The organism is Kitasatospora sp. NPDC001683 (assembly GCF_053596495.1).
Window position 1 is genome coordinate 1 of sequence record NZ_JBSFGK010000054.1, and the last position, 22,534, is coordinate 22,534.

General features: G+C 73.9%; 23 protein-coding genes. 9 read left to right on the top strand and 14 right to left on the bottom strand.

All coding sequences use genetic code 11. The features are described from left to right. Positions 1 to 131: 131 nt before the first annotated feature. Both lpdA and ACWCYO_RS26125 read right to left on the bottom strand, forming a co-directional pair. Positions 132 to 1,538 carry a dihydrolipoyl dehydrogenase gene (lpdA, locus tag ACWCYO_RS26120; RefSeq protein ID WP_270149721.1) on the bottom strand — a complete coding sequence of 469 codons (1,407 nt, stop codon included), beginning with the start codon at positions 1,536 to 1,538 and terminating at the stop codon, positions 132 to 134. A 269-nt stretch (positions 1,539 to 1,807) separates the two neighbouring features. Next, entirely contained in the window at positions 1,808 to 3,373 is a 1,566-nt protein-coding gene (locus ACWCYO_RS26125) for a M28 family metallopeptidase (protein WP_270149719.1), read from the bottom strand. Positions 3,374 to 3,519: 146 nt separating this feature from the next. On the opposite strand from ACWCYO_RS26125, the gene ACWCYO_RS26130 reads away from it, so the two are divergent. After that, on the top strand, positions 3,520 to 3,696 hold the full coding sequence (locus ACWCYO_RS26130; RefSeq protein ID WP_449785554.1) for an antitoxin: 177 nt from the start codon (positions 3,520 to 3,522) through the stop codon (positions 3,694 to 3,696). A 42-nt stretch (positions 3,697 to 3,738) separates the two neighbouring features. On the opposite strand, the gene ACWCYO_RS26135 is transcribed toward ACWCYO_RS26130, so the two are convergent. Continuing rightward, positions 3,739 to 3,909, bottom strand: a complete 171-nt coding sequence (locus ACWCYO_RS26135) for a hypothetical protein (RefSeq protein WP_270149716.1) — start codon at positions 3,907 to 3,909, stop codon at positions 3,739 to 3,741. Positions 3,910 to 3,983: 74 nt separating this feature from the next. On the opposite strand from ACWCYO_RS26135, the gene ACWCYO_RS26140 reads away from it, so the two are divergent. After that, positions 3,984 to 4,574, top strand: coding sequence for a TetR/AcrR family transcriptional regulator (locus ACWCYO_RS26140; RefSeq protein WP_449785555.1), 591 nt, complete (start codon positions 3,984 to 3,986; stop codon positions 4,572 to 4,574). A 301-nt stretch (positions 4,575 to 4,875) separates the two neighbouring features. After that, positions 4,876 to 5,352 (top strand): flavodoxin family protein, encoded by a 477-nt coding sequence (locus tag ACWCYO_RS26145; protein WP_270149713.1) that lies wholly within the window; start codon positions 4,876 to 4,878, stop codon positions 5,350 to 5,352. A 29-nt stretch (positions 5,353 to 5,381) separates the two neighbouring features. On the opposite strand, the gene ACWCYO_RS26150 is transcribed toward ACWCYO_RS26145, so the two are convergent. Next, positions 5,382 to 5,948: an MATE family efflux transporter gene (locus ACWCYO_RS26150; protein WP_449785556.1), complete on the bottom strand. Its 567-nt coding sequence runs from the start codon at positions 5,946 to 5,948 to the stop codon at positions 5,382 to 5,384. 146 nt (positions 5,949 to 6,094) lie between these two features. Between ACWCYO_RS26150 and ACWCYO_RS26155 the strand changes: the two genes are divergently transcribed. Then, positions 6,095 to 6,658: a PadR family transcriptional regulator gene (locus tag ACWCYO_RS26155; protein ID WP_449785583.1), complete on the top strand. Its 564-nt coding sequence runs from the start codon at positions 6,095 to 6,097 to the stop codon at positions 6,656 to 6,658. Positions 6,659 to 6,824: 166 nt separating this feature from the next. Beyond that, positions 6,825 to 7,697: a class I SAM-dependent methyltransferase gene (locus ACWCYO_RS26160; protein WP_449785557.1), complete on the top strand. Its 873-nt coding sequence runs from the start codon at positions 6,825 to 6,827 to the stop codon at positions 7,695 to 7,697. A 60-nt stretch (positions 7,698 to 7,757) separates the two neighbouring features. Here the strand turns inward: ACWCYO_RS26160 and ACWCYO_RS26165 are convergent, their stop codons facing one another. The 3 genes from ACWCYO_RS26165 to ACWCYO_RS26175 form a co-directional block, all read right to left on the bottom strand. Further along, positions 7,758 to 8,132 carry a hypothetical protein gene (locus ACWCYO_RS26165; RefSeq protein ID WP_449785558.1) on the bottom strand — a complete coding sequence of 125 codons (375 nt, stop codon included), beginning with the start codon at positions 8,130 to 8,132 and terminating at the stop codon, positions 7,758 to 7,760. A 217-nt stretch (positions 8,133 to 8,349) separates the two neighbouring features. Next, the gene (locus tag ACWCYO_RS26170; protein WP_449785559.1) at positions 8,350 to 9,396 is read right to left on the bottom strand and encodes a TIGR03617 family F420-dependent LLM class oxidoreductase; all 1,047 of its coding nucleotides are present in this window, start codon (positions 9,394 to 9,396) and stop codon (positions 8,350 to 8,352) included. A 73-nt stretch (positions 9,397 to 9,469) separates the two neighbouring features. Continuing rightward, entirely contained in the window at positions 9,470 to 10,087 is a 618-nt protein-coding gene (locus ACWCYO_RS26175; protein WP_449785560.1) for a TetR/AcrR family transcriptional regulator, read from the bottom strand. 101 nt (positions 10,088 to 10,188) lie between these two features. Between ACWCYO_RS26175 and ACWCYO_RS26180 the strand changes: the two genes are divergently transcribed. From ACWCYO_RS26180 to nrfD, 3 genes are all read left to right on the top strand, one after another. Further along, positions 10,189 to 11,679: a carboxylesterase/lipase family protein gene (locus ACWCYO_RS26180; protein WP_449785561.1), complete on the top strand. Its 1,491-nt coding sequence runs from the start codon at positions 10,189 to 10,191 to the stop codon at positions 11,677 to 11,679. A gap of 341 nt (positions 11,680 to 12,020) precedes the next feature. Next, on the top strand, positions 12,021 to 12,428 hold the full coding sequence (locus ACWCYO_RS26185) for a hypothetical protein (protein WP_449785584.1): 408 nt from the start codon (positions 12,021 to 12,023) through the stop codon (positions 12,426 to 12,428). Positions 12,429 to 12,592: 164 nt separating this feature from the next. Then, positions 12,593 to 13,150, top strand: a complete 558-nt coding sequence (nrfD, locus tag ACWCYO_RS26190; protein ID WP_449785585.1) for an NrfD/PsrC family molybdoenzyme membrane anchor subunit — start codon at positions 12,593 to 12,595, stop codon at positions 13,148 to 13,150. 176 nt (positions 13,151 to 13,326) lie between these two features. Here the strand turns inward: nrfD and ACWCYO_RS26195 are convergent, their stop codons facing one another. The 5 genes from ACWCYO_RS26195 to ACWCYO_RS26215 form a co-directional block, all read right to left on the bottom strand. After that, complete coding sequence (locus ACWCYO_RS26195; protein WP_270149700.1) at positions 13,327 to 14,160, bottom strand: ABC transporter permease subunit; 834 nt, start codon at positions 14,158 to 14,160, stop codon at positions 13,327 to 13,329. Further along, positions 14,157 to 15,107 (bottom strand): ABC transporter ATP-binding protein, encoded by a 951-nt coding sequence (locus ACWCYO_RS26200; protein ID WP_270149699.1) that lies wholly within the window; start codon positions 15,105 to 15,107, stop codon positions 14,157 to 14,159. Before ACWCYO_RS26200 ends, ACWCYO_RS26195 begins: the two co-directional genes overlap by 4 nt. A 285-nt stretch (positions 15,108 to 15,392) precedes the next feature. Beyond that, entirely contained in the window at positions 15,393 to 16,829 is a 1,437-nt protein-coding gene (locus ACWCYO_RS26205) for an RtcB family protein (RefSeq protein ID WP_333493529.1), read from the bottom strand. A 111-nt stretch (positions 16,830 to 16,940) separates the two neighbouring features. Beyond that, positions 16,941 to 17,396 (bottom strand): archease, encoded by a 456-nt coding sequence (locus tag ACWCYO_RS26210; RefSeq protein WP_270149696.1) that lies wholly within the window; start codon positions 17,394 to 17,396, stop codon positions 16,941 to 16,943. Positions 17,397 to 17,486: 90 nt separating this feature from the next. Next, positions 17,487 to 18,725 carry a styrene monooxygenase/indole monooxygenase family protein gene (locus ACWCYO_RS26215; RefSeq protein ID WP_449785562.1) on the bottom strand — a complete coding sequence of 413 codons (1,239 nt, stop codon included), beginning with the start codon at positions 18,723 to 18,725 and terminating at the stop codon, positions 17,487 to 17,489. A 353-nt stretch (positions 18,726 to 19,078) separates the two neighbouring features. Between ACWCYO_RS26215 and argJ the strand changes: the two genes are divergently transcribed. Further along, entirely contained in the window at positions 19,079 to 20,233 is a 1,155-nt protein-coding gene (gene argJ, locus ACWCYO_RS26220) for a bifunctional glutamate N-acetyltransferase/amino-acid acetyltransferase ArgJ (RefSeq protein ID WP_449785563.1), read from the top strand. An 87-nt stretch (positions 20,234 to 20,320) separates the two neighbouring features. On the opposite strand, the gene ACWCYO_RS26225 is transcribed toward argJ, so the two are convergent. Both ACWCYO_RS26225 and ACWCYO_RS26230 read right to left on the bottom strand, forming a co-directional pair. Next, positions 20,321 to 21,076: a thioesterase II family protein gene (locus ACWCYO_RS26225; RefSeq protein ID WP_270149687.1), complete on the bottom strand. Its 756-nt coding sequence runs from the start codon at positions 21,074 to 21,076 to the stop codon at positions 20,321 to 20,323. Positions 21,077 to 21,206: 130 nt separating this feature from the next. Then, on the bottom strand, positions 21,207 to 22,484 hold the full coding sequence (locus tag ACWCYO_RS26230; RefSeq protein ID WP_449785564.1) for a serpin family protein: 1,278 nt from the start codon (positions 22,482 to 22,484) through the stop codon (positions 21,207 to 21,209). Positions 22,485 to 22,534 lie beyond the last annotated feature (50 nt).

Consider the following 22,534-nt stretch of genomic DNA (forward strand, 5'->3'; position numbering starts at 1 on the left):
GCAAGACGCTCGACTGGGATACCCCAGCCGAGCGTCTACGTGATCTACTCACCACCTAAAACCAAGTGGTGTTGCGACGACCCCTGGAATCCAAGGCCCGCCGGGGCCCTGCCGTCACACCGGACGCGTCATCACATGTTGATCATGTGACCGGCGAGGCCGTGGATGGCCTCCTTGACCGCCTCGCCCAGGGTCGGGTGGGCGTGCACGTTGCGGGCGACCTCGTGGACGGTGAGGTCCCACTGCTGGGCCAGCGTCAGCTCGGGCAGCAGCTCGGTGACCTCGGGGCCGATCAGGTGGGCGCCGAGCAGCTCGCCGTACTTGCCGTCGCTGATGACCTTGACGAAGCCGATCGGGTGGCCGAGGCCGTGCGCCTTGCCGTTCGCGGTGAACGGGAACTTGGCGACCTTGACGTCGTAGCCCTGCTCGCGGGCCTGCGCCTCGGTGTAGCCGAAGGAGGCGATCTGCGGCTGGCAGTAGGTGGCGCGCGGGATCATGACGAAGTCGACCTCCTGGGTCTCCGCCCCGCCGATGGTCTCGGCGGCGATCACGGCCATCGTCTCGGCGGCGTGCGCGAGCATCAGCTTCGCGGTGACGTCGCCGATCGCGAAGATGTGGTCGACGCTGGTGCGGCCGCGGCCGTCCACCGCGATCGCGTTGCGGTCGGTGAGCTTGACCCCGGTGTTCTCCAGGCCGTAGCCGTTGACCCGCGGCGCGAACCCGATCGCCTGGAGCACCTTGTCGGCCTCCAGCACCCGCTGCTGGCCGTCCTTGGTGACGGTGACCTTGACCTTGCTGTTCGGGTCGCTGTCGTCGATCGACTCCACCCGGGTGGAGGTGAGCACCTCGATGCCCAGCTTGCGGTACTGCTTGGCGAGTTCGGTGGAGACCTCGACGTCCTCCAGCGGCACCATGCGGTCCAGGAACTCGACGATGGTGACCTTCACGCCGTAGTTGTGCAGCACGTACGCGAACTCGACGCCGATCGCGCCGGCGCCCGCGATGATGATGCTCTCCGGCAGTTCCTCGGTGAGGATCTGCTCCTCGTAGGTGACCACGCGCTCGCTCAGGCTGGTACCGGGCAGCAGACGGGTGGTGGCACCGGCCGCGATGATGCAGTGGTCGAAGGTGACCACGTCGAAGCCGCCGCCGCTGAGCGCGACCTGGAGGGTGTGGTCGTCGACGAAGGTGCCCCAGCCGTCGTACTCGGTGATGCCGTTCTTCTTCATCAGGTAGTGGACGCCCTTGACCCGGCCGTCGGCCACCGTTCGGCTGCGGCGGAAGGCCTCGCCGAAGTCGAAGCTCACCTGGCCCTCGACCTTGATGCCGAAGGTCTTGGCCTCCTTGGTGAAGATGTGGGCGAGCTCGGCGTTGCGCAGCAGGGCCTTGGAGGGGATGCAGCCGACGTTGAGGCAGACGCCGCCCCAGTACTTGGCCTCGATGACCGCGACCTTCAGGCCCAGCTGCGCCGAGCGGACGGCGGCGGTGTAGCCGCCGGGGCCCGCGCCGAGGACGACGACGTCGTAGTGCGTGCTCATGTTGCTGACTCCTCCGAGGGTGTCACGGTGTCGTGATCTCGGTCCCATGGTGTCAGGACCGGACCCGGCGCACCCACCGGGTCTCGGCGGATGCGCTCCGCGCGGCACCGTACAGGGCCCGGGCCGGATCGATGTCAGCGCCCTCCGCTACGGTGGCTCGCACCCGGCCCCACCAGGGGCGGTGACGAGGGGAGGACGCGGATGGTCGGTGGGTGCCCGGCGGGCGGGTGGGCCCGCCACCCGAGGACGGCAGCGGGCCCACCCGGGCGTCAGGCCGCCGCCTCGTGGGCGTCGGCTCCGCCCGTCCCGGTGCCGCCGGGGGTGCTCGCACCTGCGCCGGCCGCCGCCTGACCGGCGGGGCGCTGGGCCGGTACGGGCTGCCGCAGCGAGGACAGGTCCCAGGCGTAGGTGCCGACGGCGTGGGCGATCACGTCGATGTTGACGTCGAAGGCCGCCATGTCGATGTTGTCCAGGTCGTCACAGGCCTTGTGGTAGCAGGCGTCGAAGGCGGTGCCCGCCGTGCCGCCGTAACGGGCCTGCTGCTCGGGGGACTTGATGACCTCGGCGCCGGTGTCGGTGCCGCCGGCCGGGATGCCCGCGTCGATGAACGGACCGTAGTCGGAGCGGCCGTTGAAGGCGGACGGGTCGTGCGGCAGGCCGCGGCCGTCCAGGTACCCGGCGAGGTCCCGCTCGATCTGGGCCGAACCCTCGGGGCCGGCTGCGCCGCCCGCGCTGCCGGAGCCGTTGTAGACGAACTGCGCGTAGTTGGGGGATGCGATCATGTCGAAGTTGAGGTAGAGCCGGATCTTCTTCCGGTCCGCCTCGGAGAGCGACTTCACGTACGCCTCGGAGCCCTTGAGGCCGAACTCCTCGGCGGACCACCAGGCGAACCTGACCTTGTTCCTCACCGGGCGGACGCTGAGGTTCCGGGCGACCTCGAGGATGCCGGCCGAGCCGGAGCCGTTGTCGTTGACACCGGGCCCGGCGGGCACGGAGTCCAGGTGCGCGCCGATCATCACGGTGTTGTCCGGGTCCCCGCCGCGGGTCTCGGCGATGACGTTCCAGGTCCTGCGGGGCTCCATGACGGTCCGGATGTCCAGGGTCAGCCGCACCGGCCCGGCGGCGGCCTTCGCCGCCAGCGCCTCACCGGCCGCCTTGCCGATCCCACCGGTCGGGACCTTCCCGGCCGTGGGCTCGCCGAGGGTCCCGCTGAGCTCGCCGTCGGTGTTGTTGTAGATCAGCGCCCCGAGCGCACCGGCCGAAGCGGCGGCCGCCTGCTTCTCGGCGAAGCCGCACCCGCCGCGCCGGATCAGCGCGATCCGGCCGGTGACCGAGCCGGTCGGGTAGTCGGCGGGCGTGCAGCCGGTGGTGGCACCGACCGGGGCGACGCCCAACTCGGCGGTCAGGCCGGCCTCCGGGCCGCTCACCGAGTACGTCATGGCGATCACCGGCACCGACTCGGCCCGCGGTGACACCACGTCCAGCCGCTGGGCGCGGGCCTCGAAGAAGGTGTACTCGAACTCCTGCCGGGACACCCTGAGTCCGGCCCGCCGCGCCTGCTCGTAGACGTAGCGCGCCGATTCGTCGTGCCCCTTCGAACCGGCCGCTCTGGTACCGCCGTTGCGGTCGGCGATCCGTTGCAGCGCCGCCAGGGCGTCGTGCGCGTCGTCGGCGCTGCTGGCCGCGACCAGCCGCTCGGCCAGCTTGGCGCCCCGGCGTGCCGGGTCCGGGTCGGCGTTCGCGCTGCCGGCGCCGGTGCCGACCAGCAGCAGCGGCGTGACGAGCGTGGCGACGGTGAGCGCGGCGCCTGTTCGGTTCCCGGTGCGCGGCTTCAAGGCGACTCCTTCCGACGATCCGTGAACTCACGATTTGACATGACCGGGATCGCCTTGCCAAGGCCGCCGCGCCCCGCGAAGTGCGCGGAACGACCCGCGCTGTGATCCTGGAGGGGTGGGGGCGTCTCATCCAGGAGGGTGACCAGATGTCCATGCTGGATAAGCTCAAGAGCCTGCTGAAGGGCCACGAGGACCAGGCGGAGAAGACCGTCGACAAGGCGGGAGACACCTTCGACGAACGCACTCAGGGCAAGTACAGCGGCCAGTCCGACGCGGCCCAGGAGAAGCTGAAGGACCAGTTCCGCGACCAGCCGCCGCAGTAGCGGCCGAGGTCAGGTCCGCCCGCCGGGCCGGGCGGCAGGCGTTCAGCCGTCGTCCCGGCTCGGCGCCTGTTCCGCCCCGTCGCCGGAGTCCGCGTCGGCGCCCCCGCCCGCGCCGCAGTTCTCGCACGGCCCCGGGCCCGGCCGCTCACGCAGCCGCCCGCACTCCGGGCACACCCGGTCCAGCCAGCAGGCCGACTCGCCGCCTTCGTCCATGCCCCCGATTCTGCCCGGCGGAGCGCCGTCCAGGCGAGTAGACACTGTCTACCAAGATCGGATAGACAGTGTCCATGACCGAACACGACAGCGACCTGCGCGCCCGGCTGGTGGCCGCCGGCGTCGAACTGGTGACCAGGGAGGGCGTCCACGCCCTCGGCCTGCGCGAGATCGCCCGGCACGCCGGGGTCTCCCACGGGGCACCGCGCCGCCACTTCCCCACCCACCGCGAGCTGCTCGCCGCCGTCGCCCGGCGGGGCTTCGGCAGGCTCACCGACTCCCTCGCGGGCGCCGACGCCCTCGCCGTCACCACCGGCGGCGACGCACGCACCCGGATCGAGGCGCTCGCCCGCGCCTACCTCTGCTTCGCGGCGGCGAACCCCGGCATGTTCGAGCTGATGCACCGTCACGACCTGCTGGAGGGCAGCGGCACCGAGCTGCGCCGCACCACCCTGCCGCTGTTCCTGACCTTCGTCGGCCTGGTCGCCGAGGTCCTCCCCCAGTCCGACGACCCGACCGCCGCCAGCGCCGCCCTCTGGGCCAACCTGCACGGCCTGGCCCAGCTGCGCGCCTGGGGCAGTCTGCGGCTGGCCACCGGCAGCAACGGCCTCGAATCGCTGCTGCGCACCACCCTGGACGCCCACCTCGGCCCGGCCGTCCGCTGACGACGGCCCGACAACTCGACGGGCCGCGCCTGGCGCGGGATCGCCGCACCAGGCGGAACCCACCTCGGCGACCTGCCACGCACGGGTGTCCGTGCCGCAGGCGCGGGAGGAATCCCCGGCCCTTGAGGGCGGGGAGGATGTCAATGTGCCACGGACCACCGACAACGGGCTGCGGCGGCGTCCGACAACGCCGGGGGCGGAGCACCGTCCGGCGATGTCACGTTCCCGCGCGCCGCCCGGTCGACCCAGTGGGCGCGGACGTTCCGCACCCCCGCGAGCGCGGAGCGAAGGGAGCATCACCATGAAGGCCGTCATCGTGTGCGTCTCGGTGTCCCACGGCAACACCCGGCGGATCGCCGACGCCATGGCCCAGGCCCTGGCCGCCCCGGTGGTCGAACCCGAGGAGCTGGAACCGGCCGACCTGGCCGGCTACGACCTGGTCGGCTTCGGCTCGGGCGTCTTCACCGGCCGGCTGCACCCGCGCCTGCGCCACTTCGTCCGCTCCCTCCCGCCGGCCCGACCGGCCCGCCGGGCCTTCGTGTTCGCCACCAGCGGCCTGCCCGAACCCGGCTTCCGCCCCTTCACCCGCCCGTTGGCCCACCGCCTGGAACGGAAGGGCTTCGAGGTGGTCGGCGGCTTCACCGCCCGCGGCCACGACACCTGGCTCCCGTTCCGACTGGTCGGCGGCATCAACGAGCACCGGCCCGACGCCCGCGACCTGGCGGCGGCCCACACCTTCGCCACCGGGCTGCACCGGCGGACCGGCGGGGCTTCCTGAACCACCGACAGCACCGAGCCCACGCCGGGTCAGCGCCAGCAACAACCCGAACTGCACCACCGCGCCCACCACCTGCCCCCACCACACCCCGGCCACCCCCAGCACCCCCGACAGCACCACCGCGCCGCCGGGGTGCGGGTGTCGCCGGCCCCCTTGAAGAGTTCGTCGGCGACGCGCTGGGCGAAGAACAGGGCGAACGCCGGGAAGGCGACGGTGAGGTACTGGGCCGCCCGGGTGTCGGCCTCGCCGTCGAGGAAGGCGGCCGCGAGCCGGTCCCGCAGCAGGTAGCCGGGAACGGCGAGGGCGAGGCTGCCGAGCACGCATAGGCGCCAGGCGGCCCGGGTGATGCGGGCGGCCTCGTCCCGGTCGTCGGCGCCGAGGGCCCGGGCGAGCCCGACGCTGACGCCGGAGGAGACCACCAGGACGAGTCCGAGCAGCAGGTTCTCGACGGTGCCGGCCAGGGTGACGGCGGCGACGGCGGATCCGCCGAGGCTCGCCACCCAGAGCGTGCCGATCACGGTGGCGATCACCCCGGACAGCAGTACGGCGTAGACCGGTCCGGCCAGTGCGGCCAGCCGGGACAGCTGCTCGCGCATGGTTCCCCCTCTGTCCCGCCGCCCGCACCAGCGCCGACGGCTACCTCGGATATACCTCGAATGGATATACCTCGATTCGAGTCACCTCGACAAGAGGTAGCATGACGCGCACCATGGGGGCGCGCTCCGACGAAAGGGCTCCGACTGTGCTCACCCTCGCGATCCTGGGTTTCCTGTACGAGCAACCGCTGCACGGCTACGAACTCAAGTCCCGGATCGCCGGGCTGACCGGTCACGTCCGGCCGGTCAGCGACGGCGCGCTCTACCCCGCGATCGCCCGGCTGGAGAAGGCCGGCCTGCTGCGCCGCCGCACCGAGCCCGGCAGCGGGGCCGTGCCGCGCCAGACGCTGGAGCTGACCGACCAGGGCCGGGCGGAGCTGCTGCGCCGGCTGGCCGACCCGGAGCAGGCCGAGATCACCGACCAGATCCGCTTCTTCACCCTCGCCGCCTTCCTCCACCACCTGGCCGACCCGCCCCGCCAGGCCGCCGTGCTCCGCCGCCGGCTGACCTTCCTGGAGGCGCCGAGCAGCTTCTTCTACGACGGGGACGGCCGGCCGGTCACCGCCGAGCGGGAGCCGAACCCGTTCCGGCGCGGCATGCTGCTGGTTGCCCGGGCCTCGGGCGCCGCCGAGCGGGCCTGGCTGGCCGAGACCATCGCCGACCTGGAGGGCCGCTCGGACGGCCCGGAGAGCCCGCAAGGGGGCGCGTAACCACACCCGCGCCCCTGTCGAACGGCAGGACGATGGTGCGGAATTGTGCCGTTCGGCAGCTGGCCCCGGGTGGCCCGGGCCTCGCTATGATGATCCGTCTCACGACCTCGGCGCCCTACCGCGGCGTGATCCACCACCGCGCTCCGCCCGTCCCCTGGAGGCAGCCGTGCCCAGTGAAGCGATCGAAGTCGCCCGCCCCGCTCCGCAGCGGCGGGACGACATCCCCGGCTGGTTCTTCGGGCTGGACCGGGCCGCCTTCTCGCACCTGCTGTCCGCCCAGACGGCCGCCGGGGTCACCGGGGACATCCTGGAGCTCGGCAGCTACCTCGGCCGCAGCGCCGTCCTGCTCGGGGACCACCTGCGGCCCGGCGAGCGGCTGACCGTCTGCGACCTGTTCGACTCCGAGGCGGGCGACGCCGACAACGCCGCCGAGATGGCGATGTCCTACCGCAAGACGCTCACCCGCAGCGCCTTCGAGTCCAACTACCTCGCCTTCCACAGCGAGTTGCCCGAGATCGTCCAGGCACCCACCTCGGTGCTGGCCGACGGCCGGATCCCGGCGGGCAGCTGCCGGTTCGTCCACGTCGACGCCTCGCACCTGTACGAGCACGTCAGCGGGGACATCCTGGTGGCCAAGGCCGCACTCTCCGAGGACGGCCTGGTCTCGCTGGACGACTACCGCTCCGAGCACACCCCGGGCGTCTCGGCCGCGGTCTGGGAGGCGGTCTTCACCAGCGGGCTGCGGCCGGTGCTGCTCACCCCGATGAAGTTCTACGGCACCTGGGGCGACGCCGCAGCCGCCCGGCGGACCCTGCTGGAGCGCGACTGGCGGGCCGAGGGCTACACCGTCGACGAGGACACCATCGCCGGGCACCGCGTGCTGCGCCTCAACTACCAGGTCAAGACGCCCGCGCAGATCCGCTCCGCCCCGCGCCGGCTGGCCCTGGAGCTGCTCCCGCCGGTCGCCACCCGCGCCACCCGCCGGGTGCTGCACACCCTGCGCGAACGCCGCGCCGTCCGGCCGGCACCGCGCGCCTGACCCCGCAGGCCGCTTCCCCGACGCCGACCGCGCCGACCGCGACCGCGTCCCAGCGGGCGCTCACCGCTGCTCACCCGCTCGCGGGGCTTCGGCCCGGCTGCCGTCGCCGGGCGCGGCGGCGCCGGGCGGGCCGGCCCGGAAGGTCCGCCAGACCAGGCCCTGGTCGTGGGCACGGGCGGAGGAGGGGGCCTCGCCGGGCCAGGCGCCGACGTACCAGAGGTGGACGAGGGCGTGCTCGTCGCGGACCCGGTGGGCCAGGGTGGTGCGGTGGTGTTCGTGCGCCATGCCGGTGGCGCGCAGTTCGGGGACGTCGAAGCCGGTCAGTTCGGCGCAGACGCGCAGGAACTCGTCGAGATCCGCCAGTTCGTCGTCCTCGGCGAGCTCCGGGTTCCCGTACGGGTCGTCATCGATGGTGCGGTCGTCGGACACGGACACGCGGGCACCCCCACGATCGGCGGCGAGTGGCCTAGACATGACAGGACACGGGCACGACGGGACGGCCGGACCGTTCACACCCCGTCGTACCCGTCCGTCCCCACTCAGCGCGATCCTGCCGCCCGGGCGGACCGCCCGGGACCGCTTGCCCGAAGGTGTCCGGTCTTGGTCGTTTCCTGATCGATCGGCACTACTAGCTGGCGGATGTCAGAGCGTTTCAGCCCAGCGCGCGCACCGCCGCCAGCACGTCCAGGCCGAGCGCCGGGTCCGCGTCCTCGGGCAGGTTGACGGACAGTCGGGTGACCAGTCCCGCGTACCGGCGGTGGATCTCCCGCGCCGCCTCCTCGACCGTGCCGGACACCGCGAAGGTGTCGAACACCTCGTCGGAGATCAGCGCCGTCATCTCCGCCCAGCGCCCGCGCACCGAGTGGGTGTGCAGTTCCTCCTGCAGCCCCTCCCAGCCGTGCTGCGCCAGCACCGGGCGGTAGGCCGGGGTGGAGGCGTAGAACGCGAGCCGCTCCCGCACACCTGCCCGACTGGCCGCCAGCTCCTCCTCGGTGCGGCCGGTGGCGGTGAGCACGTTGCCGACGATCTCGAACGGCCGCCCGGTCCACTCGGCGCCCTCGGCCTCCGCCTGCCGGCGCGCCTCGGTCAGCCCGGGCAGCACCTGCTCGGCCAGGTAGGCGGTGGAGGAGAACGGATGGCCGAGGAAGCCGTCGGCGACCGCCCCGGCGGTGCGGGTCATCAGCGGACCGACGCCCGCCAGCAGGATCCGGGGCACCCCGGCCGGAATCGGATCGGGCGAGAACACCGGCGTCATCACCGTGTGGGTGTAGAACTCGCCCCGGAAGCGCAGCCGTTCACCGGTCTGCCAGCTGTGCCAGATCGCCCGCACCGCGTGCACGTACTCGCGCATCCGAGCCGCCGGGCGGTCCCAGGGCATCCCGAAGCGCTTCTCGATGTGCGGCTTGACCTGCGAGCCCAGCCCGATGACGGCCCGCCCGCCGGAGGCCGCGTGCAGCCCCCAGGCCTGGTAGGCCAGGGTCATCGGGGTGCGGGCGAAGGCCACCGCGATGCCGGTGGCCAGCTCGATCGACTCGGTGCGGTCGGCGGCCCGGGCCAGCTGGAGGAACGGGTCGTACGCGGTCTCGGCGACCACCAGTCGGTCCATGCCCCGGCGTTCGGCCTGCTCGGCGGCGTCCAGGATGCCCGCCGGGTGCCCGGAGGCGGTGGCGTCGAGGCGGAGGGCGGCGGGTCGGTCCATGGTGGTGCTCCTGGTCGGGTCGGGCGTTGTGCGGGTCCAGCGTCGCTCGGTACCCGCCCAGCGTGCCACGCCGTCACGGCCCGGCGGACCCGGCCTCCCACGCGAACAGCCCGTCCAGGTGCCGGTCGACGGCGGCGAGCACGGCGTCCGGCTCCACCACCCGCAGTTCCAGCAGCGTGGTGAACCCGGTGAGCGCGAGCAGCAGGTCCGTCTCCACCACCGGATCGCGGTCGGCCGCGATCAGCCCGTCGGCGATCGCCTGCCGGACCACCTGCTCCACCGCACCGCGCCCCTGCAACAGGGCGCCCCGTGCCCGCGCGTGGACCTCCTCGTCGTGCAGCGCCTCCAGTACGTAGGCGGCGCTCATCCGGCTGGTCACCCGCGAATCGGCGTGCAGCGGCAGCAGTTCGACCAGCATCGCCCGCAACACCGCGCGCGGGTGCGGCCGTTCGCCCAGCCCGGCCAGCGCCCGGCCGACCCGCCGTGCGCTCTGCTCGCCGGCCAGGTCCATCGCGAAGCCGAGCAGCTCCGCCCGGGAGGCGAAGTAGTGCTGCAGCTGCCCGAGCGAGATCCCCGCCTCCCGGGCCACCTCACGCAGGGTCAGGTGCGTGGTGCCGCGCTGCTCCACGACGCGCCACAGTGCCCGGGCGATGGTCTCGCGGCGCTCCTGGTGGTCCACCTGTTTGGGCATGGCCGGCACTCCTCGAAGACTTCCCCCGATTTTTCCAATACGCTTGACATAATACATCTGACTGATAACGCTGGAGGCATTCCGAGGGATGGAGTGTCCACATGCTCGTACCGCCCGTCGCCCACACCACCGAGGGAACCGTCCGCGGCCTGGTGGACCGCGGACTCGCGGTCTTCCGCGGCCTCCCGTACGGCCGCCCGCCGGTCGGACCGCTCCGCTTCGCCGCCCCCGTCCCGCCCGAGCGCTGGGACGGCGTCCGCGAGGCGGTCGAGTTCGGCCCCGTCGTCCCGCAGTCCGGGCCGCTGCCCGCCGAACCGACCCACGGCACCGACTGGCTCACGCTCAACGTCTGCACCCCCGACCCGGGCACGACGGGGCTGCCGGTACTGGTCTGGATCCACGGCGGCGGATTCATCTCGGGCACCTCGGGCGACCCGCTGTACGACCCGGTCGAACTCGCCCGGGCCGGGATCGTCGTGGTGAGCGTCAACTACCGGGTGGGCGCGGAGGGTTTCGCGCTCATCGACGGCACCCCGGCCAACCGCGCCTTCCTCGACCAGATCGCCGCCCTGGAGTGGGTGCGGAACAACATCGCCGCGTTCGGCGGCGACCCCGACCAGGTGACCATCGCCGGCCAGTCCGCCGGGGCCGCCTCGGTCGCCGCGCTGCTGACGATGCCCCGGGCCCGCGGCCTGTTCCACCGAGCCGTCGCCCACACCGTCGGGGGCAACCTCTGCACCCCCGCGCTCGCCGCCGAGGTCACCGCCGCCCTGGCGAAGCAGCTCGGCACCGTCCCCACCGCCGCCGCCCTCGCCGAGGTCGACCCCTGGCGCCTGGCCGCGGCCGTCACCGACCTCGGCACCGCGCTGCCCGAACACCTCGAACGCTGGGGGCGGCTGGCGCAGACCGGCGTCGCCACCGTCCCGGTGGTCGACGGCGAGGTCCTGACCGAGGAGCCCTGGGCCGCCCTGGCCGCCGGACGGGCCGAGGGGATCGAGCTGCTGGTCGGCCACACCCGCGACGAGTTCCGACTGTTCGCCGTCCTGGCCGGCCGGCACGGCACCTTCACCGAGGAGGAGGCCCGCACCGCCCTGCGCCTGCTCGCCCCGCACCCGGACGGCCCGGACGCCTACCGCGCCGCCCTCCCCGGGGCCACCCCCGGGGAACTGCTCGAAGCCGTCACCTCCGACGCCCTGTTCCGGATCCCCTCGCTCCACCTCGCCGAGGGCAACACGGCGGCCGGTGGCACCTCGTACCTCTTCGAACTCGCCTACCCGGCCCCCGCCATGGGCGGGGTGTTCGGCGCCTGCCACGGCCTGGACCTCCCGCTGGCCTTCGGCAGCCTGGACAGCCCGATGGGCCGGCACTTCCTCGGCGACCCGCCCGCCCCGGAGGCCGTCGGGCTCTCCCTGGAGCTCCAGCAGGCCTGGGTCCGGTTCGTCACCGTCGGCGACCCGGGCTGGGCCGCCCACGAGCCGCGGCAGCAGCTCACCCGGGTCCTGGACACCCGCTCGGAGACCGTCCGCTACCCCGAGCAGGCCTCCCGCACCATCTGGGCGGGGCACACCCCCACCGCCTTCGACCTCGGCTGAGGCGAGCCGGCAGCCGGCAGCCGGCCCGGCCACGGCCGGACCCGCCCGGCCGTGGCCGGGTCGCGGGGGCGGGCCCGCAGCGGTTGGGTGGGTGGTGGAGCGGCTGGTCCGCTCCCCTCCACGGAAGGAGAGCGGCTGTGGAGCAGCGATCGGCGCAGCCGCCGCGGGTGGGGTTGTGAGCTGTTCGGCCACGAGTGAGCGGGAGCGCACGCGTTGCGCGCTCGCGCCCTCCGGATTGGGCTCGGTTCGGTGGCTGTGCGTGGTCCGTCCCGGGAGGCCGGTTCCCTCACGAGCCACGCACCCAAGACCGTTCGGGGCGTGCGGCTCATCGGGAGTCACTCCTGATCAGTCCCCAGGAACGGTTCTTCACCGACACGTCGGTGTGCATCGGGTGCAAGGCCTGCGAGGTGGCGTGCAAGGAGTGGAACGCCGTTCCCGAGCACGGCCTCGAACTGATCGGGATGTCGTACGACAACACCCGGGGCCTCGGCGGCGACTCCTGGCGCCACGTCGCGTTCGTCGAGGAGTCGAGGGCCCCGGGCGCCCGGCTGTACGGCGCGGACCCGCGGGACGGGGTGGACGGCGCGGGCGCGTTCTTCCTGCTGCTGGACGAACCCGAGGTCTACGGACTTCCGCCGGACCCGGTGGTGACCATCCGTGACCTGCCCGCCATGTGGCGCCGGGCCACCGTCGCCGCCGTCACGGTCGCCGCGGGCGTGGCGGCCTGCTGCCTGCGGAGGGCCCGATGAGCCGGCCCGGGCACACCCGCGGCGGCGGCCGGGAGCGGGCGGTGGGCCCCCGGCCGAGTTCGACCCGTACTACGGCCGGCCGGTGCTGAAGAAGCGGCGTCTGGAAACCGCTCGACATCGCCGGCTACCTGTTCCTCGGCGGGCTCGCGGGCGGCTCCTCGGCGCTGGCCGCCGGTGCCAGGGCCTGCGGCTGCCCGGAGCTGGCCCGCCCGCTGCGGGTGGGCGCCTTCGGCGCGATCGGGCTGTCCCTGGCGGCGCTGGTCCACGACCTCGGCCGGCCGGGGCGCTTCGTCAACATGCTGCGCGTCGTCAAGCCGACCTCGCCGATGAGCGTGGGCTCCTGGCTGCTCGCCGGGTACGTGCCGCTGGCCGGCGCCGCCGCGAGCACCGTGAGCGGACGGCTGCCGCGCCTCGGTACGGCCGCCGGGGCCGGCGCCGCCCTCCTGGGGCCGGCCGTCTGCACGTACCCGGCCGTGCCGATCGCCGACACCGCCGTGCCGAGCTGGCACGACGGCCGGCGGGAGCTGCCGTTCGCGTTCGGCGGCTCGGCCGTGTCCGCCGCGGCGGGCCTCGGTCTGCTGGCCGCGCCCGCCGCCCAGAACGGCCCGGCCCGGCGGGCCGCCGCCTTCGGCGCCGCACTCGAACTCGGCGCCACCCGCGTGATGACCGGCCGGATGGGCCTGAGCGCCGAGCCGCTGCGCACCGGCCGGGCGGGCGCCTGATGCGGGCGGCGGAGCTGCTGACCGGGGTCGGGGCCGCGCTCGCGGCCGGGCACCGGGACCGCCGGGTGGCGGCGGCCGGGGCCAAACCTCGGCAGGTCGTCGGGGGGCGCCGACGTGACGGCCCGACGTCGCTCGGACGGCCGAGGACGGCCGAGGACGGCCGAGGACGGCCGAGGTCAGATCGCCAGGTCCCGCCGCTCCAGCAGCCGGAAGGCGGCCAGCAGCCCGAGCAGTCCCACCCCGAGCAGCACCGTCGGTGACGTCCAGGGCACACCGCCGTGCGCGAGCGCGTCGCCCGGCGCGTAGTAGTGGAACGGGCTGAGGTAGCGCAGCGGTCCGGCCGGGGACCAGGCCAGGGCGATGAAGTTGAGCGCGAAACCGCCCGCGCCGAGGACGACGGCGGCGCCCACCACGTGCGCCCGCCGCCGGCTGAGCGCGGAGACCGCCAGCACCGGCCCGATCAGGCAGAACGTGAGGGCGCAGCCCAGCAATCCGGCGGCGAACACCCCGCCCTCCGGAACGGCCGCGCGCAGCTTCGGAGAGAACGCCACCCCGAGCGACACGGCCAGCGTGGCCGCGGCATTGAGCAGCACCGAGGCCGCGATCAGCGCACCGGCCCGTTCGGCGAGCAGCCGGCGCCGGGAGACCGGACGGGTCATCAGCAGCTCGATGGTGCCGGACTCGACGTCGGCCGCGACGGCGGCAGCGCCCAGCGAGCCGATCACGGTCAGCTGGAGTGCGATCCAGACCGGGTGGGTGAGCCCGGCGCCGAGCAGTCCGGGGTAACTGGCGATGGAGACGTCGCCACTGGAGCCGCTGAAGGCCTTGAACGCGCCGGGCGGGGTGCGGCGGGCGCCGAAGACCTCGTTCGTCGGCACGGTTCCGGCGATCACGACGATCAGGACCTCGAAGACGACCATCGCGATCAGCAGGGTGAGCAGCATCCGGCGCCGCCGGTGGAGGGCGAGCCAGACCAGCGGGAGGCGGCGGCTGACGGTGCCCGGGGTCACGGCCGTTCCTCCTGTTCGCCGGAGCGATAGAGGTCTTCGCCGGAGCGGTAGAGGTCGAGGAAGGCCTCGTCCAAGCCCGCCTCCTCCACCGTCAGGTCGGCCACCGGCAGTTCGGCCAGCAGGCTCCGCACGGCCGGCACCACCTCGTCGGGCGGCACCAGCAGCTCCACCCGCCCGCCCTCCCAGCGCGGGGACCACCGCTCGGCGGCCCCGAGCGGCCGCGCGCCCCGCCCGTCGGCGAACACCAGCCGCACCCGGCGGGCCCGGGCCCGGCGCAGCTCGGCCACCGAGCGGACGGTCACCAGCCGCCCTTGGCGCACGATCGCGACCCGGCCGCAGGTCCGCTGCACCTCGGGCAGCACGTGGCTGGAGAGCAGCACGGTGCGCCCGGCCGCGGTCTCCTCGGCGAGCAGTTCGAAGAAGGTCTCCTGGAGCAGCGGGTCCAGCCCCTCGCTGGGTTCGTCCAGCACCACCACGGCGGGCCGGTGCTGGAACGACTGGACCAGCCCCAGCTTCTGCTTCATGCCGCGCGAGTACTCCCCCACCGGCCGGGCGAGCTCGGCCGGGGTGAGCTTCAGCCGTTCGCACAGCTCGCGTTGCCGGGGCACCGGCGCGCCCTGGAGGGCGGCGAGGAGGTCGAGGGTCTGCTGCCCGGTGAGTTCGGGATAGAGGCGCAGCTCGCCGGGCAGGTAGCCGAGCGACGGGGCGAGCCGGCGGTGATCGGCCACCGGGTCCAGGCCGAGCACCCGCACCCGGCCCCCGCTCGGGCCGAGCAGGCCGACCAGGCAGCGCAGGGTGGTGGTCTTCCCGGCGCCGTTGGGGCCGAGCAGCCCGAACACCTCGCCGGCCTCGACGGTCACGTCGAGGTCCTCGATCCCGATCGTGGCGCCGTACCGCTTGGTGAGCGAGCGCAGCTCGATCACCGGCCCGGCCGTGTTCCCCGGCATGTCCACCTCCTGTGACTGGCGCTCCGGACCGTGACCGGCGCTTCGGACAGTGACCTTGTTGCTCCGACCGTGTCCGGTGCACCGGACCGTGACCAGGTGCTCCGGACCGCGACCGGCGGGTCGGAGCACCACGGCGTGCCGGCCCGGGCGGGTCGCGGGGCGTGCCCGGGCCCGGGCCCGGCGGCCGCTCACCCGCCATCTGATACCCGTGGATACCCCTGGCTGCAGCCGGCAAAGCCTGACCCGCGAGGGTTGGAATCCCCCGGCTTCAGCCGGAGGAGGATGTCAACCCTTGCACACCCCCAGCGGCACCAGCCGGGCGACCTGCCGGGCCAGTCCGGCGGCCTCGGTGACGGCGGCGACCGCGTCCACGTCCTTGTAGGCCTCGGGCGTCTCCTCGGCCAGGGCCCGCATCGAGGCGGGCCGGACGGCGATGCCGCGCGCCTCCAGTTCGCCCTTCAGGTGCTCGCCGCGCACCGTGCGCAGCGCCTGGTGGCGGCTCCACACCCGCCCGGCGCCGTGGCAGGCGGAGCGGAAGGCCTCGTTGTCGGGCAGGCCGACCATGACGTACGAGGCGGTGCCCATCGTCCCCGGCACCAGCACCGGCTGACCGGCCCCGGCCAGGTCGGCGGGCAGGTCGGGGTCGCCGGGCGGCAGGGCGCGGGTGGCGCCCTTGCGGTGGACGCACAGCTTCCGCGCCGCGCCGTCCACCTCGTGGGTCTCCAGCTTGGCGAGGTTGTGCGAGACGTCGTAGACCAGCTCCAGCCCGACGCCGAGGGCGGTGGCGAAGGCCCGGCGGGCGGCTTCGGAGAGCAGCTGTCGGTTCGCCCGCCCGTAGTTGGCCGCGGCGGTCATGGCGCCCAGGTAGGCGCGGCCGCGCGGGGAGTCGACCGGGGTGCAGGCGAGTTGGCGGTCCGGGAGATCGATCCGGTAGCGGTGCAGCTCGCGGTCCATGGCGCGGACGTGGTCGGTGCAGATCTGGTGGCCGAGGCCGCGCGAGCCGCAGTGGATCATGACGCAGACCTGGCCCGCCCGCAGCCCGAAGGCGGCGGCCGTCTCCGGGTCGTGCACCCGGTCGACGGCCTGCACCTCCAGGAAGTGGTTGGCCGAGCCGAGGCTGCCGACCTGCTGCAGACCACGCTCGACGGCCCGGGTGCTCACCTCGCCGGGGGCCGCGCCGGCCAGCACCCCCCGGTCCTCGCAGCGCTCCAGGTCGCGCGGCACGCCGTGGCCGTGTTCGACGGCGTAGCGGGCGCCGCCGAGCAGCAGCTCGTCCAGCTCCTCCGGCCCTTCCAGGTGCCACAGGCCGCCGCGACCGAGCCCGCGCGGGACGGTGCGGTCCAGCAGGTCCATCAGGCGGCGGAGCCGCTCGGCGTCGAGTTCCTCCCGGTCGACCCCGGCGGCGAGCAGCCGGACCCCGCAGGAGATGTCGAAGCCGACCCCGCCGGGCGAGACCACCCCGCCCTGTTCGACGTCGGTGGCGGCGACCCCGCCGATCGGGAAGCCGTAGCCCCAGTGCACGTCGGGCATCGCGTAGGAGGCGCGGACGATCCCGGGCAGCGTCGCCACGTTCGCGACCTGCTCCAGCGCGCGGTCCCCGGCGGCCTGCGGCAGCAGCGCGCCGGTCGCGAAGACGATGCCGGGCACCCGCATCGGCGGGCGCGGCTCGATCCGCCAGCGGTAGCGGCCCGCCTCGGCCAGTGCGATCTCCACCTCGCTCACCCCGCTCCTTCGGCGCTCGTTCCGGACGGCCCGCGCGGTTCGGAGGTCCCGCGTGTTGCGGGCGTCCCGCGCGGTTCGTGCGTCCTGCGCGGCTCGGGCGTCCCGCGCGTTTCAGACGTCCACGGTGGCCGCGCAGGTCCAACCGCCCGGCCCTTCGCCCAGCTCCAGACCGTACAGCGCGACGGCCTTCGGCACGGCGCCGACCAAGGCGACCGTCGAGGTGTCGGCCATCCGGAAGCGCACCTCGAGGCTCCGGGCGCCGTCCAGGCCGCGGATCGGCCCGAGGGCGAGCGCGGCGGGCAGTTCGCCGTCGGCGTCCATCCGGTAGATGACCTCCTCCAGGACGCCCGCGAGCAGGTCCGGGTCGCTCACCGCGAGCACGGTGCAGGCGCGCTCGCCGACGATCCGCGCGCCGGACAGGTCGGCGAAGCTGCCGACCACGGCGTGCACCAGCTCGCCGATGCAGCCCTCGGCCGTCGGCGCCCAAGCCTCCACCCGCAGGTCCGCCGTGTGCGGCACGCTCCGGTGGCCGCTGTCGGACCGCTGCGCGGGCTCGTGACCGTCCACGAGACGCCTCCCGCACCCGTTGTCGTCCCCCTCCAGCGTCGTCCCGGGGGCGGGGCGGGGGCAAGCGGGGCCCTCCGCCACATGCGGACCCTAGCCTCCGACCGAGGACAGGTAGGCGGCGGCCAGCTCGGCCGTGGCCAGCCAGGCGGCGTGGTCGCTCGGTTCGGCGTAGGTGTTGGCGAGCCGGCGGGCGACCGCCGGGTGCTCGGCGGCGGCCGCGAAGACGCCCTGCAGGTGGTCCGGCATGGTCAGCATGGCGGCCGTGAACTCGACGGTGTGGCGGGCGTGTCGCTGCCAGAAGCGCTCTGCGGTGCGGCACATCCAGTCCGCCGTGAACGGGGCGTCGCCGTGCTCGCGGATCGCCCGCCGGTACGCCTCCGCCGCGCGGGCGGCGCCGTTGGCGCCCTGGCCGGTGATCGGGTCGTTGACCACCACCGCGTCGCCCAGGCCCAGGACGTGCACGGCGTCGACGCCCGTGCCCAGTTCCGCCACCGGGCGGCGGACCGTCGGGGTCACCGCGCCCCAGAGCCCGGCCCCGGCGTCGGTCGGCCCGGCGTCGCACCAGAGCTCCGCCTCCCAGGGCAGGTACTCGGCCAACAGCGCGCGGATCCGGTCGAGTTGGACGCCGGGGTCGGGACCGTCGCCGAACACGTCCAGCGGGCCGCCGGGCAACGCCTCCCAGAGCAGGATGTCGCAGGGACCGGAGCGGGTCAGGGCCGGCTGCAGGTAGAGCTCGCCCAGGCCGGGCAGGGCGTGCATCCGGGCCCGCGGCCCGGCGGACGGATCGGGCGAGCCGACGCCGTGCGCGTACAGGCAGGACAGCGCGCGCTGCGGGCGGTCGAAGGGCGAGCGGGCGGCGTCCCGTTCGAAGATCCCGGCCAGCTCGCCGCGGCCGGCCGCGACCACGGTCAGCTCGTGCCGCCGGGCCAGCGCGTGCAGCCCGGCGCGGTCCATCGAGCGGTACTCGACCCGGCCGCCGCGCTCGGCGAGCAGTTCCAGCCAGCCGGCCAGCTTGATCCGCTGGTCCACCGAGCGGGCGGGCTCGTCCAGGGTCATGGTGAACTCCAGGACGCGGACGGCCGACGGCGCCACCAGCACCGCGTCGACCGAGGACACCGCCGGCGCCCCGGCAGTCCACCGGTCCAGCCCGGCCGCCGCCTCGATCCGCAGCGCCGGGCCGAACATCGCCTGGGTGGACAGCACCCGCCCGCCGCGCACCTGCTCCGGGGTGCGTTCGGCGACCAGCGTCACCTCGTACCCGTCGGCCACCAGCCCGAGCGCGAGCTGCAGGCCGGCCTGGCCCGCTCCGACGACGGCGATCCGGCGCATACGGTGGCCTCCCGGCGGTCTGTTGACGGTCTGTCGGCTGCGAGAACACGGTGCGTCAAGCAGGCACAGTAGTCGAGCCGCCCGGCCACGGGCAGGGGCGGGACGGGAGGAATCCCGTAGGTGTCGCAGCCGCCGCCGCTACGAACCGCCGCATACTCATGCAGAAGTGGGAGCGCGCCGCGGAGCCGTGCGGCCAGCCTCCGGCCCTGAGCAGACCGTCACTTGAAATCCCATTGACCACACTGCGATGTTTGATGTATTCAGAACTCCGCAAATCTATTCGCTGCTCAACGGTTCGAGGCCGCGCCGAGGCGACCAGAACCGGGGACCATTCGGAGAGGGATCGATCGACCATGCAGCCTGCTGCGCCCCGGGGCTTCCGGGCCATCACGACGAACATGGGCCTCAAGGACGTCGAGGACGACTTCGCCGCGGTCGTCTCCGAGGTCCCGTGCCGGTCCGCGGCCGTGTTCACCCGCTCGCGCTTCGCCGGCCCCAGCGTCGTGCTCAGCCGCGAGGCGGCCGCGCTCCGGCGCGCCCGCGGGATGGTCGTGCTCTCCCGCAACGCCAACGTCGCCACCGGGCGCACCGGCGCGGAGAACGCCGCCGAGGTGCGCCGCCGGGTCGCCGAGATCGCCGGCGTCTCCCCGGACGAGCTGATCATCGGCTCCACCGGTGTGATCGGGCGCCCCTATCCCATGGAGGGCATCCGGGCCGGGCTCGACGCCATGACCTGGCCGTTCCCGGAGGCCGACTTCGCGGCTGCGGCCAAGGCGATCATGACCACGGACACCCGCCCCAAGCACGTCCACGCGCGCTGCGGCGACGCCGTGCTCGTCGGCATCGCCAAGGGCGTCGGCATGATCGAGCCCGACATGGCGACGCTGCTGACGTTCTTCTTCACCGACGCGGACATCCCCGCCCCCGAACTCGACGCCCTCTTCCGCCGGGTGATGGACCGGACGTTCAACGCGCTGAGCATCGACACCGACACCTCCACCAGCGACACCGCCGCGATCTTCGCCAACGGACTCGCCGGGGAGGTCGACCTGCCCGCCTTCGAGCAGGCGCTCTACGACTGCGCGCTGCACCTCGTGCGGGACATCGCCTCGGACGGCGAGGGGGCCTCCAAACTGATCGAGGTCCGGGTCACCGGGGCCCGCGACGACGCCCAGGCCAAGCGCGTCGGCAAGAGCGTCGTCAACTCCCCGCTGGTCAAGGCGGCCGTGCACGGCGCCGACCCGAACTGGGGCCGCATCACCATGGCCATCGGCAAGCTCTCGGACGAGACCGACATCGACCCCGCGGCCGTCAGCATCGGCTTCGACGACCTCCTGATGTACCCCGAGGAACCCAACGACGACCTCCTCGAACAGGCCCGCCGGCTCCTGCGCGGCGACGAGGTGGTGATCCGGATCGACCTGGGCATCGCCGACGGCGCGTTCACGGTGTACGGCTGCGACCTCACCGAGGAGTACGTCAAGCTGAACGCCACCTACACGACCTGACGCCCCCTTACCGACGGCGCGGCCATCGGTCCCGCCCCGCTGTCCCGATCGGTGGCCGATCGGGGCGGGGCGGGACCATCCGGCCGGTCAGCCGCGCAGGTGCTCGGTGAGCAGCCGCACCACGGCGTCGACCTGCTCCGCCAGGTAGAAGTGCCCGCCCGGGAAGACCCGCAGGCTGAAGCCGCCGCTGGTGTGCCGCTCCCACTGGGCGACCTGCTCGACCGTGGCGTTGGCGTCGGTATCCCCCACCAGTCCGGTGATCGGCTGCGGGACGACGGCGTCCGGCGCGGCCAGGTACGTCTCGATGGCGGTGTAGTCGGCCCGCAGCGCCGGGATGATCAGCTCGCGCAGCGCCGGCTGGTCGAGGACCCGCTCGTCCGTCCCGCCCAGCCGGATGGTCGCCTCCAGCAGGCCGTCGTCCGACATCTTGTGGACCTCGGTGTCCCGGGGCAGCGAGGGCGCGCGGCCGGCGGACACGAACAGCCGCTCCGGCCCCGCCAGGCCGTCCCGGGTGAAGCGGCGGGCGACCTCGAAGGCGACCGACGCGCCCATGCTGTGCCCGAAGAAGACGATCGGACGGTCCACCCACCCCCGCCGCAGCTCCTGGTAGACCTGTTCGGCGAGTTCCGGCACCGAGTCGATCGTGGGCTCGCTGTAACGGTTCTGTCGGCCCGGGTACTGGACGGCGAGCACGTCGGCGTACGGCGCGAGTGCCTTGGCGTGGTCCAGGTAGTAGCTGGCCGATCCGCCGGCGTGCGGGAAGATCACGATCCGGGCTGGAGCGAAGTCGGACGGGTCGAACCGGCGGAACCACGGGTTGTCGACGGCAGCGCTGCTGGACATGCGGGGTGGGACCTCTCTCCCTGACGGACTGTACTCACACCAGTCTCGCAGCGCGCCGGCACCACCGGGGACGCTTACGCCGCGCCATCCGAATTCCCGGGCCCCGGCCACCGACCCGTGCCGCGCCGGCTCAGTCCTCCTCCGACTCCTCCGACTTTTCCCACTCCTCCCACTCCTCCGACTCGTCCGGCACGGCCCCCCACGGGTCATCACCCGGGTCCGGCTCGGTCACCCAGCCCGCCGCCAGGACCAGCCCGGACAGCCGGTGCACGGCGAGGAAGCCGAACGGGCGGGTGAAGCCCACCTCGACGAAGCGCTGCAGGTACGGCGGCTTCCGGGTGCTGCCGGCGCTGCCGCCCATCATCCCCATCGCCGTCACCGAGGCGGCCCGGAAACCGCGGGCCGAGAAGGACGCGGTGGCCTTCTGGCGCGCACTGTTGACGAACAGTGGCGGCTCACCGTCCGACAGACCGGGCAGCCGGTCCTCCGTCTCGGACCGGGTGGCGAGCGTCTCCAGTCCGAAGAGCCCGCGGTGGGCGATCAGGTCGTGGCCGGACTCGACGGTGAACTTCGGGACGCTGACGAACAGGCGGTCCTCCGGCTCGTACCGCCGCACCGCCTCGATCGTCAGCCCCGGGCCGGCGACGCCGACGGGCAGCCGGTCGGCGGTGGTCCGGCGGACCCGCTGCGAGAGCACCCCGATCCCGGCGGACAGCACGTCTCCGGGCGCGGCCTCGGGCTCGCCGAGCAGCAGGTGGACGCTGATGTCGCCGCACCCGAGCACCCGCAGCTCGGTCACCGGCCCGGCGGACGTCTCCAGCAGCGCCGCGCGGTCCAGCAGGGACGTCGCCCGGGTCAGGTAGTGGACGGCCCGGCCCCAACCGTCCGCCGCGTCCTCCCCGAAGGCGCCGTAGTCCCGGAACGGTTTGATCCAGTCCGTCCGGACGGTGAGCGCCGCCGCCAGCACCAGAAGGTTGCCCGGGCCCGGCTCGACCGGCATCTCCTCGATCTGGCCGTCCGTCTGTTCGGCCGCCCAGGCGTTCAGCAAAGCGCGGTCGCGCCCCGCATCACCGGTCAGCCGGCCGACCAGGTCCGCCGGGACGGAGGCCAGCCACTCCGAGCTCAGCCGCAGCCGGTCGTCGCTCCAGACCCCGAGCGCGGACCGCACCGCCGGGATGTCCCGCAGCAGGCCGAGCAGGGCACGGGCGCGCTCGGCGGCGACCGCGACCGGCACCCCGAGCGCCTGCGCCAACTCACCCTGGACGGTGGTGCTTCCGGCCGGGGCCAGCAGCCCGAGCAGCGGCCAGACGCCGGCCGGCATCAGGACCGTCCCTCGCCCCGGGTCGGTCTGCCCGACCCAGCGCTCCCCCAACGCGTTGGCCGCCCGTACGGCCTGGGCCCGGCTCATGCGCCCCCCTGCTCGCTCTTTCGGTGCGCCGAGCGTAGGCGGCGCACCGC